This is a genomic window from Nonomuraea glycinis (assembly GCF_014646515.1).
Taxonomy (GTDB): Bacteria; Actinomycetota; Actinomycetes; order Streptosporangiales; family Streptosporangiaceae; genus Nonomuraea; species Nonomuraea glycinis.
In genome coordinates, this window is the sequence record NZ_BMNK01000021.1 from 35,969 (window position 1) to 50,474 (window position 14,506).

At 70.3% G+C, this 14,506-nt stretch carries 9 protein-coding genes; 6 read left to right on the forward strand and 3 right to left on the reverse strand.

Annotated features, from left to right (window positions below; all coding sequences use genetic code 11):
* Positions 1-20: 20 nt before the first annotated feature.
* The 3 genes from IEY87_RS39560 to IEY87_RS39570 form a co-directional block, all read right to left on the reverse strand.
* Entirely contained in the window at positions 21-2,705 is a 2,685-nt protein-coding gene (locus IEY87_RS39560; protein ID WP_225277615.1) for an immune inhibitor A domain-containing protein, read from the reverse strand.
* A gap of 310 nt (positions 2,706-3,015) precedes the next feature.
* On the reverse strand, positions 3,016-4,668 hold the full coding sequence (ctaD, locus tag IEY87_RS39565) for an aa3-type cytochrome oxidase subunit I (protein ID WP_225277616.1): 1,653 nt from the start codon (positions 4,666-4,668) through the stop codon (positions 3,016-3,018).
* An 80-nt stretch (positions 4,669-4,748) separates the two neighbouring features.
* Entirely contained in the window at positions 4,749-5,318 is a 570-nt protein-coding gene (locus IEY87_RS39570; RefSeq protein WP_189144005.1) for a hypothetical protein, read from the reverse strand.
* A 52-nt stretch (positions 5,319-5,370) separates the two neighbouring features.
* Between IEY87_RS39570 and IEY87_RS39575 the strand changes: the two genes are divergently transcribed.
* The 6 genes from IEY87_RS39575 (at position 5,371) to IEY87_RS39600 (ending at position 14,473) form a co-directional block, all read left to right on the forward strand.
* Positions 5,371-6,732, forward strand: coding sequence for an FAD-binding oxidoreductase (locus IEY87_RS39575; protein ID WP_225277617.1), 1,362 nt, complete (start codon positions 5,371-5,373; stop codon positions 6,730-6,732).
* A 179-nt stretch (positions 6,733-6,911) separates the two neighbouring features.
* Entirely contained in the window at positions 6,912-9,413 is a 2,502-nt protein-coding gene (locus IEY87_RS46870; protein ID WP_268241371.1) for a serine/threonine protein kinase, read from the forward strand.
* 128 nt (positions 9,414-9,541) lie between these two features.
* Entirely contained in the window at positions 9,542-10,189 is a 648-nt protein-coding gene (locus tag IEY87_RS39585; RefSeq protein ID WP_225277618.1) for a TetR/AcrR family transcriptional regulator, read from the forward strand.
* Positions 10,190-10,242: 53 nt separating this feature from the next.
* Positions 10,243-11,775 carry an acyl-CoA carboxylase subunit beta gene (locus IEY87_RS39590; RefSeq protein WP_189144114.1) on the forward strand — a complete coding sequence of 511 codons (1,533 nt, stop codon included), beginning with the start codon at positions 10,243-10,245 and terminating at the stop codon, positions 11,773-11,775.
* On the forward strand, positions 11,772-13,712 hold the full coding sequence (locus tag IEY87_RS39595) for an acetyl/propionyl/methylcrotonyl-CoA carboxylase subunit alpha (RefSeq protein ID WP_189144006.1): 1,941 nt from the start codon (positions 11,772-11,774) through the stop codon (positions 13,710-13,712). The genes IEY87_RS39590 and IEY87_RS39595 overlap by 4 nt, the downstream gene beginning before the upstream one ends.
* The gene (locus IEY87_RS39600) at positions 13,709-14,473 is read left to right on the forward strand and encodes an enoyl-CoA hydratase-related protein (RefSeq protein ID WP_189144007.1); all 765 of its coding nucleotides are present in this window, start codon (positions 13,709-13,711) and stop codon (positions 14,471-14,473) included. The genes IEY87_RS39595 and IEY87_RS39600 overlap by 4 nt, the downstream gene beginning before the upstream one ends.
* Positions 14,474-14,506: the final 33 nt, after the last annotated feature.

Genomic DNA, 14,506 nt, shown 5'->3' on the forward strand with positions numbered 1-14,506 from the left:
CCGCCCGGCGGCCCCTGGGATCACTTCTTGGGCGGGACCACCTGGACGATGGCGCCCAGGTTGCCAGGAAGCGGTGAGACGAGCTTGAACTGCACGCCCAGCGCCTTGCCCTCGTCACCGGGGTTGCCGGTGCCGAGGAGGTGGCCGCCGCCGATGTCGGTGCCGTAGAGCTCGGTGGCGGGGGTGCCGTCGACGTTCACGACGCGGGTGCTGTACGGCTGGTCGCCCTTGCTCGGGACCACGACGGAGGCGTCGAAGTCGCGGTAGAAGAGGCCGCCGTCCTGCACTTCGAGGCCGGGGTACCAGGTCTTGGCGTCGGTGAAGGTCCGTACGCCGCCCAGGCCCTTGATCTCGGTGCAGTACTCGCTGAACGGCTCGCCGGCGGCCTCCAGGCACTCCTTCAGCGGGTAGGTCTTGGTGAAGGAGAAGGCCGCGTTGGACGTCTGCGTACGGCCGTCCATGTTCTTGTGCCTGGTCGGGTCCTTGGTGGCCGCGACGCCGGTGCGGCGCAGCGGGTCGTAGTGCGAGTCCACCAGGAGGAGGCTGCCCTTCGAGCCGATGCTGGGCGCCGCTTCGAGGTTGTTGGCCACACTGTTGTTGGTGTAGGTCGAGTCGCGGTACCACACGAGCAGGCCGGGGGCGTTGTACTTGACCTTCTCCACCTTCCACGCGCCGTCACGCGAGTAGTTGGTGTCGTAGGCGTACTGCAGACCCTGGTCGAACCCGTCGTAGTTACGCCATTCGGCCAGGTAGAACCGGTCGATCTGGCGCTCGCCGTTGTTGATCGTCCAGCCCGAGCCGCTGGTGTTGGTGAACGTGCCGCCGACGGCGCGCCAGCCGTTCTCGCCGCCTTCGACGTCGTCGCTCCACACGGCCGTGCCGCCGTTGGTGAGCTCGAAGTCGTCGGCGTGCCAGCCGCGCGGGGTGAAGGCCGCGTCGGTGTTGTACGCCAGCCGCAGCTTGATCGTCTGACCGGCGAACGGGGTCAGGTTGACGTAGTCGTGCCGCCAGCCGTTGGTGTCACCGGTGATGCCGTACTTCTTGCCGCCGAACGCCTGGAGGTTCTTGTTCGGGTCCGGGTAGTCGTCGGCGGTGGTGATCTCGGTGCCGGCCTCGTTGAAGACCTTCTGCTGGGCCCACGTCTGGCCGCCGTCGGTGGAGATCTCGAAGAAGCCGAAGTCCCAGTCGGACTCGATCTCGTAGTTGTTCCACATCCAGAACCGCACGTCGGTCCCGGCGGGCACCGCCACGTCGCGGGCCACGGAGATGTTGGCCCACTCCTGGTCCATGCCGGACCACCAGGCGCCGGTGCCGCTGTGCGGGTCGACCATCTTCAGCGGCTCGGACTTGAGGTTCACCCGGACGCCGTCCTCGGTGAACTTGGGGGTGCGTGAGGACTGGCCGACGGTGACCAGGCGCTGGCGGTCCCCCGGGTCGAGCACCTCGGGCTTCGCCCAGCCGAGCACCCACTTGTCCCACAGGCCCATGTGGGTGGGCATCGACTGGAAGATGGGGCCGGAGTGGGAGCCGCTCGACATCAGGTCCCAGAAGTCCACCGCGGAGCTGGCCGAGCCCGAGGTGTCGTAGAGGTCGGGCAGGCCCAGGTCGTGGCCGTACTCGTGGGCGAAGACGCCGACGCCGGAGTCCTCGGGCTGCACAATGTAGTTGGAGATCTTCTTGTCGCTGCCGGGCACCTGGTAGCCGCCGGCGACCGCGCTGGAGTGCGCCCAGATGGCGTAGGTGCCCTCGGCGCCGCCGCCGGAGGACTTGTCCTTGCCGGCGTGCACGAGCACGAGGTGGTCGATCACGCCGTCGGGCTCGGCGAAGTTGCCGTCGCCGTCGGCGTCGGAGACGTCCTCGACGTCGTAGTCGGCCCACGGGAAGGCGGGCTGGGACTGCGCGAGCACGTCGACGGCGTCGATGGCGAGCTGGCCGGCGCCGTTCGGGTTGTCGGGGTGGCCGGACATGTCCTGCTGGACGTTGCCGCAGGCGGCCGCGCCGTACCACGCCTCGGAGTGCGGGGCCTTGATCCAGCCGACGGCGGAGCCGGTGACGGAGTAGGCGCCCTTGGACATCTCCTCGTACATCTTCTTCATGGTGAAGCCGGAGATGTCGATGCCGCGCCTGCCGTCGCGCGGGTCCTTCAGGTCGGTACGGACCCGCTCGGTGATGCCCCGGTCGGTGTAGAGCATCTTGTTGAAGTGCGCGGGGCTGAAGTCCTTGACCCAGAAGGAGTTGTTGTCCTTCTTCGGCAGGGTGGCCGGGTCGGGGATCTTGTTGTGCAGGGGACCGTTGAGCCGCGTGCCGGCCGGCTCGGTGACGCAGTCGCCGGGCGCGCTGCCGACGGTGCGCGGCCGGCTGAAGCCGGAGAAGTCGTCGTTGGCGCTGTCGTTGAACTCGACGAGCAGGGTCAGCAGCTTGGCCGTCCTGGTCTGCTTGGAGTTCTTGAAGATGAAGTCGGCCGGGTTGCGGCCCGTCTTTATCGCTTGCCGCTCGCGGGCGGCAAGGATGCGGCCCGCGGCGGGATTACCGCTCTTGAACTTCCGGTCGAACTTCTGGGTCCGGGACAGGCGCTTGTCGCTGCCGGGAACGGCCGGGTCCTCGGGCGAGTCCTCGACCATGGGCGGCGCGTAGTTAATGTAGTAGTCAGCGGCACTCGGCTCGTAGGTCGCCACCGAGGAGGCCTGAGCGGTGGGGACCGTCAAGGCGGCAGCGAGGAGGGCTACCGCCGGGGCCAGGGCTAACAGGCGCGTTCTGCTGGGCAAAGTAACCCCTTCTGCCCGGGGTCACCGGGCGCATGATCATAGGGAGTCGCAATGCCGGACGCTAGAGCTTCCTAAAGGCACCGTAAAGTAGGTTGTTGAAATGTAACCAAATAAGGACATTTCACAACAGCGGGCCCGTGACTATGACGTGACCTCGCCGTACACCGAAAAGCGAGGCCCAGCAGGGCCTCGCGGTGAAGTGGATCTAACTCGCGGCATGACCGCCGGTGCCGAACGCGGTGACGCCCGGTCAGTCGGACGTCACCTCCGGCTGCTGGTGCGGGTAGTGCAGATCGAAGGCGGGCCGTTCGGACCGGATCGGCGGCATGGACGTGAAGTTGTGCCGGGGCGGCGGGCAGGAAGTCGCCCATTCGAGGGAGTTGCCGAACCCCCACGGGTCGTCCACCGTCACCTTGGGCGCCCTCCTGGCCGTCCGGTAGATGTTGTAGAGGAACGGGATCGTCGAGGCGCCGAGCAGGAACGCCCCCACGGACGAGATCTGGTTGAGCGTGGTGAAGCCGTCGAGGGCGCTGTAGTCGGCGTAACGCCTGGGCATGCCGAGCGCGCCGAGCCAGTGCTGGATCAGGAACGTGGTGTGGAAGCCGATGAACAGCGTCCAGAAGTGGATCTTGCCCAGGCGGTCGTCGAGCATCCGGCCGGTCATCTTCGGCCACCAGAAGTAGAAGCCGGCGAACATCGCGAACACCACGGTCCCGAACACGACGTAGTGGAAGTGAGCCACCACGAAGTAGGAGTCGGTGACGTGGAAGTCGAGCGGCGGCGAGCCCAGGATCACCCCGGTCAGCCCGCCCAGCAGGAAGGTGATGAGGAAGCCGATCGCGAACAGCATCGGCGTCTCGAAGCTGAGATGGCCGCGCCACATCGTGCCGATCCAGTTGAAGAACTTCACCCCGGTCGGCACCGCGATGAGGAACGTCATGAACGAGAAGAACGGCAGCAGCACCTGCCCGGTGGCGAACATGTGGTGCGCCCAGACGGTCATCGACAGCCCCGCGATGGCGATGGTCGCCCCGACCAGGCCCAGGTAGCCGAAGATCGGCTTGCGGCTGAAGACCGGGATGACCTCGGTGATGATGCCGAAGAACGGCAGCGCGATGATGTAGACCTCGGGATGGCCGAAGAACCAGAACAGGTGCTGCCACAGCATCGGCCCGCCGCCGTTGGCGTCGAAGACGTGCGTGCCGAACTTGCGGTCCGACTCCAGCGCCAGCAGCGCGGCGGCCAGCACCGGAAAGGCCATCAGCACCATCATCGAGGTCAGCAGCACGTTCCAGGTGAAGATCGGCATCCGGAACATGGTCATGCCGGGCGCGCGCATGCCGATGATCGTGCTGATGAAGTTGACCCCGCCGAGGATCGTGCCGAGCCCGCTCAGCGCCAGGCCCATGATCCACAAGTCGCCGCCGACGCCCGGCGAGTAGGTGGCCGACGACAGCGGCGTGTAGCCGGTCCAGCCGAAGTCGGCCGCACCGCCCGGCGTGAAGAACGCCGTCACCGCCATCAGCCCGCCGAACAGGAACAGCCAGTACGCGACCGCGTTCAGCCTCGGGAAGGCCACGTCCGGCGCGCCGATCTGCAACGGCATGATCACGTTGGCGAACCCGGCGAACAGCGGCGTGGCGAACAGCAGCAGCATGATCGTGCCGTGCATGGTGAACAGCTGGTTGTACTGGTGCGCGTCGACCAGCTGCAGCCCCGGCTGCACCAGCTCGGCCCGGATGAGCACCGCCATGACCCCGGCCGCGAGGAAGAACGCGAAGGAGGTGATGAGGTAGAGGTAGCCGATGACCTTGTGATCGGTGGTCGTCAGCCAGGACACGATCACGGTCCCGGTCCGGCGGCTCCTGACCCGCTCGATCGAGCTCTCGCGCACGCTGGTCACGGTCGCTCCCTTCGCGAAAGACAAAGGATGCCCGTTCATGCCCAGTTTCACGCTAATCATCCCGCGCGCGACAGGCGAGGTCAGGTGCGCTTTCTGTAACCGAAGATGTACTCGCGCGTCTCGCTCGGATGGAACGAGACACCGATCTCCGGCTCGAACGCGACGTTGTCGCGCGGGCAGTAGAAAAGACCCTCCCAGACGGCGTACGCCTGCTCCCTGGCCGGGCCCTCGGCGTGGTCGGTCTTGCGCGCCCCGCGCGCGCCGAGCACGAACAGCAGCCCGAACCCCCACAGGAACCCGGTCAGGCAGAACGGCGCGAGCAGCACCTCACCCCAGCCGGAGTCCTTGCCCATCGCGATCACCAGGGACAGCACCAGGTGCACCATGGCGCCGAGCAGGAGCAGCAGGTAGCCCTGGTTTCTGGCCCACGGATTGTAGTGCCGGCTGGGGAACGATAACCAGACCGCGAGCTGGGTGCGGCTCATCACGTGCTTGGAAGCGCCCAGCGCGGGCGCGGTGGGCAGGTCCGCCACCTGCCGCTCCCCTGGCAGCCTTACCCTGCCGATCCGGTACGTGGTCCCCGCGGCGACCGCTCCCGGCACCGACACCACCTGGTCTACCTGCCCACACACCGGACACTTCGCTTCCACTCAGGCAGTCTGGCCGTAAGGCTTCGTCCGCGCAAACCGTAAGGTTTCTCATGTGGAACCCATTGACGCCCTGGTGAAGTCCCTGCCCGACGGCCGCGTGCTGACCGATCCCGACGTGGCCGATTCCTATGCCCGCGACCGCACGTTCGTGGAGCCCGGCAAGCCGCTCGGCGTGGTGCTGGCCGCCTCCCGCGACGACGTGGTGACCACGCTGCGCTGGGCGAGCGAGCACCGGGTGCCGGTGGTGCCGCGTGGCGCCGGCACCGGCCTGGCGGGGGGCGCCACGGCGAGCGAGGGGGCGCTGATCCTCTCGCTGGCCAGGATGACCGCGATCAAGGAGCTGTCACCGGCGGACGAGATCGCCGTGGTCGAGCCGGGAGTGATCACCGCCGACCTCGACCGGGCCGCCAGGGAGCACGGGCTGATGTACGCGCCGGACCCCTCGTCGTACGAGATCTCCACGATCGGCGGAAACCTGGCGACCAACGCGGGCGGGCTGCGCTGCGTCAAGTACGGCGTCACCCGCGACTCCGCGCTCGGCCTGGAGGTCGTGCTGGCCGACGGCCGGATCCTGGACACCGGCCGGCGCACCATGAAAGGCGTCACCGGCTACGACCTGACCGGGCTGTTCGTCGGCTCGGAGGGCACCCTCGGCGTGATCACCTCGGCCACCGTGCGGCTGCGCCGGGCGCCGGTGGCGGCTCCCGCGACGTTCGCGGCGGAGTTCGGCTCGCTGCGCGACGCGGGCGCGGCCGTATCGGCGATCATGGCGGCCGGGTGCCAGCCGTCGCTGATGGAGCTGCTGGACCGGGGCACGCTGCAGGCCATCGACGACTGGCGCAACATCGGCCTGGAGTCCGGCACGATGGCCATGCTGATCGGGCAGTCCGACGCCGCCGACGGCCAGGCCATGGCCGAGCGCATGGAGCGGATCTGCCTCGACAACGGCGCCTCCTTCGTCGCCGTGTCCACCAGCCCGCAGGAGACCGAGGAGCTGATCGGGCTGCGCCGGATGGCCTACCAGGCCAAGGAGCGCCTCGGCGCGTGCCTGGTGGAGGACGTCTGCGTGCCGCGCTCGGTGCTGCCGGAGATGATCACCGCCATCGAGGCCGCCGGCGCGCGGCACGGGGTGCGCATCTGCACGGTCGCGCACGCGGGCGACGGCAACCTGCACCCCGTCTTCATCTTCGAGCACGGTACGGCCGAGCCGCCGGCCGAGGTGTGGGCGGCGGCCGACGAGGTGTTCACCCGGGCGCTGGAGCTGGGCGGCACGCTCACCGGCGAGCACGGCGTCGGCCTGCTCAAACAGCGCTGGCTCGCCCTCGAATCCGGTCCGGTGGCCCAAGAGGTGCAGAAAGGGATCAAGGCCGTGTTCGACCCGCTTGGCCTCCTCAACCCCGGAAAAGCCATTTGATCAGCGCAACTACCACTATTCACCAAGCCGTGACCTAGCGTCTTCACACGGACTCGACCTGCACAGAAACGCTGACACAGCGTCGTCAGAGACGAATGTTCTGCCAGGTGAGGCTACATCCCAATGGTCACGCTGGTACGGTCTTGCCCCAAACGATCGTTCTGTTACGGGGGGCAGGGGTGAGTCAGTTCCAGCCGTTGGTGTCTGGCGACCCGCGACGACTGGGCGAGTACGACATTATCGCCCGGCTCGGCGAGGGTGGCCAAGGGATCGTCTATCTCGGCAAGTCCGGCTCGGGGGAGCAGGCAGCGGTCAAACTTCTGCACCACGCGCTGGTGGCCGACCCGGACGCGCGCAGCAGATTCCTGCGCGAGGTGGCCGTGGCGCAGCGCGTGGCCAGGTTCTGCACCGCCACCGTCCTGCACGCCGACCTCGAAGGCAGCCGGCCGTACATCGTCAGCGAGTACGTCCCCGGCCCTTCCCTGCGTGAGCTGGTCATCAACGAAGGGCCGCGCCGGGGGGCCGCGCTCGAACGTCTGGCGATCAGCACGGCCACCGCGCTGGCGGCCATCCACCGAGCGGGCATCCTGCACCGCGACTTCAAGCCCGCCAACGTGCTCATGGGCCCCGAAGGCCCGGTCGTGATCGACTTCGGCATCGCCCGCGCGCTGGACTCACCCGGCGCCACCGCCACCGGCATGGCCATGGGTACGCCCTCCTTCCTGGCGCCCGAGCAGCTCACCGGGGCGGCGGCGGTCTCCGAGGCCGCGGACGTGTTCGCGTGGGGCGTCACCATGGTGTTCGCCGCCACCGGCAAGCCCGCCTTCGGCTCCGACTCCATCCCCGTGGTGATGAACCGGATCCTGCACGAGGAGCCGCAGCTCGGCGGGATGGAAGGGACACTGGCGGACCTGGTGGCCGCCTGCCTGTCGAAGGACCCCGCGCAGCGGCCCACGGCCGACCAGCTCATCATCGAGCTCACGGGCCAGCCCGTGCCCAAGGCCGCCATCGAGCCGCTGGCCGGCCCGGCGGTGCCGCGGCCCGCCGGCCCGAACGCCTTCGCCGCTCCCCACCCCACCGTCCAGCAGGCCGGCCCCGGCCCTCAGGGCGGCCCCGGCCCTCAGGGCGGCACGGAGGAGGGCTACACCCCCCAGGCGGCCGCGTACGGCCCGCGTGCCCTCGCCGGTGGCGGTCAGCCCGACGCCGCGCCGCAGACCGGCCCCTACGGGCAGGCGGCATCCGGCGCCGTGGGCCCCACGGTGGTCGCCGGCCCGTCCACGTTCGCCCCTGGCATCCCGCAGGCACCGGGCACGCCGCCCGGCACCGCCCCGGGCCTGCCGCCCGCACCCGGCATGCCCGGCGGCGCCCCCGGCTCGGGCAGCGCCCAGCAGGGACCCGGCATGGGTGCCGGGAACGGGCAGCCCGGGATGCCATCCCATGACGGACATCTACCCGGCGGTGGAATGCCTCCAGGCGCTCCCCCGCAGCCCGGCGGAGCCTACGGACCTCACGCAGGACCGTCCCAAGGTGGCCCCAGCCAAGGGCCGCAAGGCCCGTCGGCTCACGGACCCCAGGGGCCCGGCAACCATGGCCCTGGGCACCAAGGTTCCGTGGCCCATGGCCAAGGACCGCAAGGTGCCGTGACTCACGGCCAAGGACCGCAAGGTGCCGTGGCTCACGGACCCCAGGGGCCGGGCCAAGGATCGTTGGGTGCCTTAGTTCACGGCCCCCACGGGCCGGGAAACCATGGCCAAGGACCGCAAGGTGCCGTGGCTCACATGCCCCAGGGACCCGTGGCTCACGGTCCGGGCTCTCCCCAGGCCGCAGGGCACGGGCCGGGAGGGCGGGGACCGCACCAGGCGGGGCAGCCCGGTGGGCGGCCTGATGGTGGGGCGGGGTCAAAGCAGCGGCGTACGCTGACCTTCGCTCTCTCGGGCGCCGCGGCGGCGGCGCTGCTCGTGGTGGCGGGCGCCGTGGTGGTCCAGGCCAACTCGGGCACGCAGAAGGTGCTGTCCGTGGGCACCACCTCCGAGGCGTCCCCCACGACCGAGGAGACCCCCACGACGGTCCCGTCCATCAACCTGCCGGTGGACACTTCGAAGCCGAATCCGCGCAACGTTCCCGACCTGGACGTGGACGTGCCCGAGCCCACCAAGGCCAAGACCAGGCGCGGCAACGACGCCATGGCCCAGGTGCCGGACACGGCCGTGGTGCCCTCGCGGCAGCCGACGTCCCGCCCGACGCGGAGCCCGTCCCCGTCGCCCACGAGGACGGTCAAGAAGAAGGTCAAGAAGAAGAACCTGATCGAGCCGGACACCGAGCCGACGGGAACGCCGACCCCCACGATCGTCCAGAACCCGCACCAGCCGACCGCGGTGTGCGGCCCCGGCTTCAAGATCATCAACCGGCACGCGCTGGACGACAAGGCGACCATCTTCCTGCTCTACAACACCGCCACGGCCAAGAACTGCGTGGTCACCATGTCCCGCCTGGTCTATCCGACCAAGATTCACATGAACGCGGTCCTCCAGGTCCAGGGTGGTGCCAGCGCCAGCAACCCCGGCAAGTTCAGCGCCTACGCCGGCCCTATCCGGCTGTCGGCCCCCAAGAAGTGCGTCATGTGGGGCGGCACCTGGGAGAGCCTGACGTGGAAGTCCCCCGCCTGGGGCCACTGCAGCTGACCCGAGCTTGTCGATCAGGGCCGCTCTCCGCTTGCCGGAGAGCGGCCCTTTCGCCGTCATGAGTCCGGAATGCGCCTCCGGCGAGCGGGATCTTCTCAGAACGACCCCCGGCCGCTACCGTAGTTGACGTGATCGTCAAATCGCTGACCTCCCGGGGCATGCGGACGCGTGCCGCGCTCCTGCGGGCGGGGCGCGAGGCGTTCGACGAGCACGGCTACGACACCGTGCGGATCGACGACGTCTGCGCGCGGGCCGGGGTGTCGCACGGCACCTTCTACACCTACTTCGACTCCAAGGAGTCGCTGTTCGCCGAGGTGGCGGGCGCGGCCATGGGCGAGATGTTCGCGGCGAGCGTCGTGGGACCGTCCGCGCCCGCCGACCCGTACGCCCGCATCGAGGCCGCCAACCGGCTCTACCTGCGCGCCTGGTCGGCCAACTCCCGGCTGATGCGGACGCTGGAGCACGCGGCCACCGCCGACGACCGGTTCGGGCGGCTGCTCATGGAGCTCCGCGAGGTCTTCGTCCGGCGCGGCGCCGACGGCGTGCGACGCCTGCAGGAGCAGGGCCTGGCCGACCCCACGCTCGACCCCAGGCTGACGGCGGTCATGCTGGGCGGCATGGTCGAGCACTTCGCGCACGTGTGGCTGGACCTGGGCGAGCAGGCGGACGAGGAGACGGCCGTGGATCACCTGACCCGGCTGTGGGCACGAGCCATCGGCCTGACACCACCGTCAAGTACGGACGCCAGGTCGTCGGTTCTGGAGGAGGACGCGTGATCGTCAGCAGGCTGGACCCGAGCGACGACGACCGTCCGCGGCGCCGGGAGGCGATGCTGGCCAAGCTGGCCGAGCTCGACGCCGAGCACGCCAAGGCGGTCGCCGGCGGCGGGGAGAAATACGTCGAGCGGCATCGCCGCCGTGGCAAGCTGCTCGCCCGGGAGCGGATCGAGCTGCTGGTGGATCCGGACTCGCCGTTCCTGGAGCTGTCGCCGCTGGCCGCGTGGGGCAGCGAGTTCTCCGTCGGCGCCGGCGTGGTCACCGGGATCGGGGTGATCGAAGGCGTCGAGTGCGTGATCACCGCGAACGATCCCACGGTCAGGGGCGGCGCCTCGAACCCGTGGACGCTCAGGAAGACGCTGCGCGCCGCGGACATCGCCATGGCGAACCGCCTGCCGTACGTCAATCTGGTGGAGAGCGGCGGCGCCGACCTGCCGACGCAGAAGGAGATCTTCATCCCGGGCGGCCGGATCTTCCGCGACCTGACGCGGCTGTCGGCCGCCGGGATCCCGACGATCGCGCTGGTCTTCGGCAACTCCACGGCCGGCGGGGCGTACGTGCCCGGGATGAGCGACTACGTGGTGATGGTGCGGGAACGAGCGAAAGTGTTCCTGGGCGGGCCGCCGCTGGTGAAGATGGCGACCGGCGAGGAGTCCGACGACGAGTCGCTCGGCGGCGCCGAGATGCACGCCCGGGTGAGCGGGCTGGCCGACTACCTGGCCGCCGACGAGCACGACGCGCTGCGGATCGGACGGCGGATCATGAAATCGCTCAACTGGCGCAAGCACGGCGTCCGGCCACAGGCCGGGAGGGATCCGGCCTATCCGGCGGAGGAGCTGCTGGGGATCGTGCCGGAAGATCTGAAGGTCCCGTTCGACCCGCGCGAGGTGATCGCCCGGGTGGTGGACGGCAGCGAGTTCGAGGAGTTCAAGCCGGTGTACGGCGCCTCGCTGGTGACCGGCTGGGCTCAGCTGCACGGCTATCCGGTGGGCATCCTGGCCAACGCGCGCGGCGTGCTGTTCAGCGAGGAGGCGCAGAAGGCCACCCAGTTCATCCAGCTGGCGAACCAGTCCCGCACTCCGCTGATCTTCCTGCAGAACACGACCGGTTACATGGTGGGCAAGGAGTACGAGCAGGGCGGCATCATCAAGCACGGCGCCATGATGATCAACGCGGTGTCGAACTCGACGGTGCCCCACCTCACGGTGGTGATGGGCGCCTCCTACGGGGCGGGCAACTACGGGATGTGCGGGCGGGCCTACGATCCGCGGTTCCTGTTCAGCTGGCCGAGCGCCAAGTCGGCGGTGATGGGCCCGGCGCAGCTCGCCGGGGTGCTGTCGATCGTCAGCCGCGCCTCGGCCGAGGCGCGCGGGCAGGTCTACGACGAGGAGGCGGACGCGGCCATGCGGGCGATGGTGGAGGCGCAGATCGAGGCGGAGTCGCTGCCGTTCTTCCTGTCCGGCAGGCTCTACGACGACGGGGTGATCGACCCGCGCGACACGCGTACCGTGCTGGGCCTGTGCCTGTCGGCGATCAACAACGCCGCGGTGCCCGAGGCGGCGGGATTCGGGGTGTTCCGGCCGTGATCACACGTCTGCTGGTGGCGAACCGGGGCGAGATCGCCCGCCGGGTCTTCCGCACCTGCCGGGAGCTGGGCATCGAGACGGTGGCGGTCTTCTCCGACGCCGACGCCCACGCGCCGCACACGGCCGAGGCCGACTACGCGGTACGGCTGAGCGGCGTCAAGCCCGCCGACACCTACCTGGCCGTCGACCGGCTGCTGGCGGCCTGCCGCGTCTCCGGTGCGGACGCGGTGCACCCCGGATACGGGTTCCTGTCGGAGAACGCGGCCTTCGCGCGGGCGGTGATCGAGGCGGGGCTGACCTGGGTCGGCCCGCCGCCGGCCGCCATCGCCGCGATGGGCGTCAAGCTGACGGCCAAGCGCCTGATGTCCGAGGCCGGCGTCCCCACGCTCCCGTCGCTGGCCGAGACGGCCGACGGCGAGCTGGCGGATCCGGCTCCGGCGTGGGAGTTCCCGGTGCTGGTCAAGGCCGTCGCCGGCGGCGGCGGCCGGGGGATGCGGGTGGTGCGCGCGGCGGACGAGCTGGCACGGCAGGTGGCCTCGGCGCACCGGGAGTCCCTGGCGGCCTTCGGCGACGGCGGCGTGTTCGTCGAGCCGCTGCTGGAGGGCGCCCGGCATATCGAGGTGCAGGTCCTGGCCGACCGGCACGGCATGGTGTGGGCGCTCGGCGAGCGGGAGTGCAGCATCCAGCGCAGGCACCAGAAGGTCGTGGAGGAGTGCCCCTCCCCCGGCGTCGCCCCGCCGATGCGGGCCCGGCTGGAGCAGGCAGCGGTCCGGGCCGCCCGCGCGATCGGCTACGAGGGCGCGGGGACGGTCGAGTTCCTGGTCCGGGGCGAGCAGGTGGCGTTCCTGGAGATGAACACCCGCCTGCAGGTGGAGCATCCGGTGACGGAGCTGGTGTACGGGGTGGACCTGGTGCGGTGGCAGCTGGAGGTGGCCGAGGGCGCGGCCCTGCCGCCGGAGTCGCCGACGCCGGCCGGGCACGCCGTGGAGGTGCGGCTGTACGCCGAGGACCGGGCCTACCTGCCGCAGTCCGGGGTGCTGCACCGGTTCGAGGTGCCGGGGCAGGTCCGGGTGGACTCGGGGGTGGAAGGCGGGTCGGTGGTGTCCTCCCACTACGACCCGATGCTGGCCAAGATCATCGGGTACGGGTCGGGGCGCGGCGAGGCGGTGCGCAAGGTGGTCTCCGCGCTGCGGCGGGCTCGGATCCACGGTCTCACCACGAACCGCGACCTTCTTCTCGACATCCTGAAAAATCGGGACTTCGAGGCTGGGGACACTCATACCGGGTTTCTCGACCAGCACGTGTTCGCGGGCGACGGCGCTCCCGACGAGCTGGCCGTGCTGGCGGCCGCCCTGGCGACGGCCGCCGCCAACCGGGAGCGCGCACCGGTCCTGGGCGGCCTGCCCGCCGGGTGGCGCAACGTCCGCTCCCAGGCACGGGTGGCCCGGTTCGAGGAGGCCGAGGCGGTCTACGACCCGCTGCCCGCCGGGGTCCGCGTGATCGAGACGGTCCGGGGCACCCTGCCCGCCGGCTCCGCGCCGTACGAACTGGACGCTGTCGGACCGTACCGGGTGGTGCTCGAACGCGGTGGCGTGCGGCACGCCTTCGAGGTGTCGGGGTACGGCGACGGCAAGGTGTACGTGGACTCCGCCGCGGGCGGGGTCGCGCTCACGCCGGTGCCGCGGCTGCCGGAGCCCGTCGAGCAGGTCGCGCCGGGTTCGCTGCTCGCGCCGATGCCGGGCAGCGTGCTGCGGGTGGAGGTGCGACCGGGTGAGCGCGTGGTGAAGGGGCAGCCGGTGCTGGTGCTCGAAGCGATGAAGATGGAGCATCTGATCGCCGCCCCGGCGGCCGGCGTGGTCGCCGAGGTGCACGTCGAGAAGGGCCGGCAGGTCGACGCCGGAGCCGTGCTGGCCATCATTGAGGAGGGGGACGCATGACACGCCTGGTCCACAGGGAGCTCGCGGACGGGATCGCGACGATCACGCTGGACTCGCCGCCGAACCGCAACGCGCTGTCCGTACGCCTGCTCGGCGATCTGGCGGACAGCCTGGAGCAGGCGCTGGCCGAGCCCGAGGCCCGGGTGATCGTGCTGACCGGGACGGGGCCGGTGTTCTGCTCGGGCGCGGACCTGAAGGAGCAACGCGGGGACGCGCCGGTGACGGCGTCGTTCCCGGAGGTCCTGTCGCTGATCTGGGAGAGCCCGAAGCCGGTCATCTGCCGGCTGAACGGCACCGCCCGCGCCGGCGGCCTCGGCCTGGTCGCCGCCTGCGACTTCGCCATCGCGCCGCTGACGGCCTCGTTCGCGTTCACGGAGGTACGGCTCGGCGTCGCGCCCGCGATGATCTCGGTGCCCGTGCTGAGGCGGCTGCAGCCGAGGGCGGCGGCCGAGTACCTGATGACCGGCGAGGTGTTCGGCGCCGCCAAGGCGGTGGAGATCGGCCTGCTGACCCGCGCCGTGCCGCAGGAGGAGCTCGACGCGGCCGTCGCCCACTACGCCGGGATGCTCATCAAGGGCGGCCCGGAGGCGCTGGCCATCACCAAGCGACTGGTCCGGGACATCCCGGCCGTCCCGTTCGAGGAGGGGTTGCGGCGGATGACCGAGCTGTCCGCCGAACGCTTCACCTCCGAGGAAGGCCAGGAGGGCATCGCCGCCTTCATGGCCAAGCGACCGCCCCGCTGGGTCCCCGGCGACAAGTGAGCCGGCCACGTCCCCCCTGGGTCCCCGGCGAGA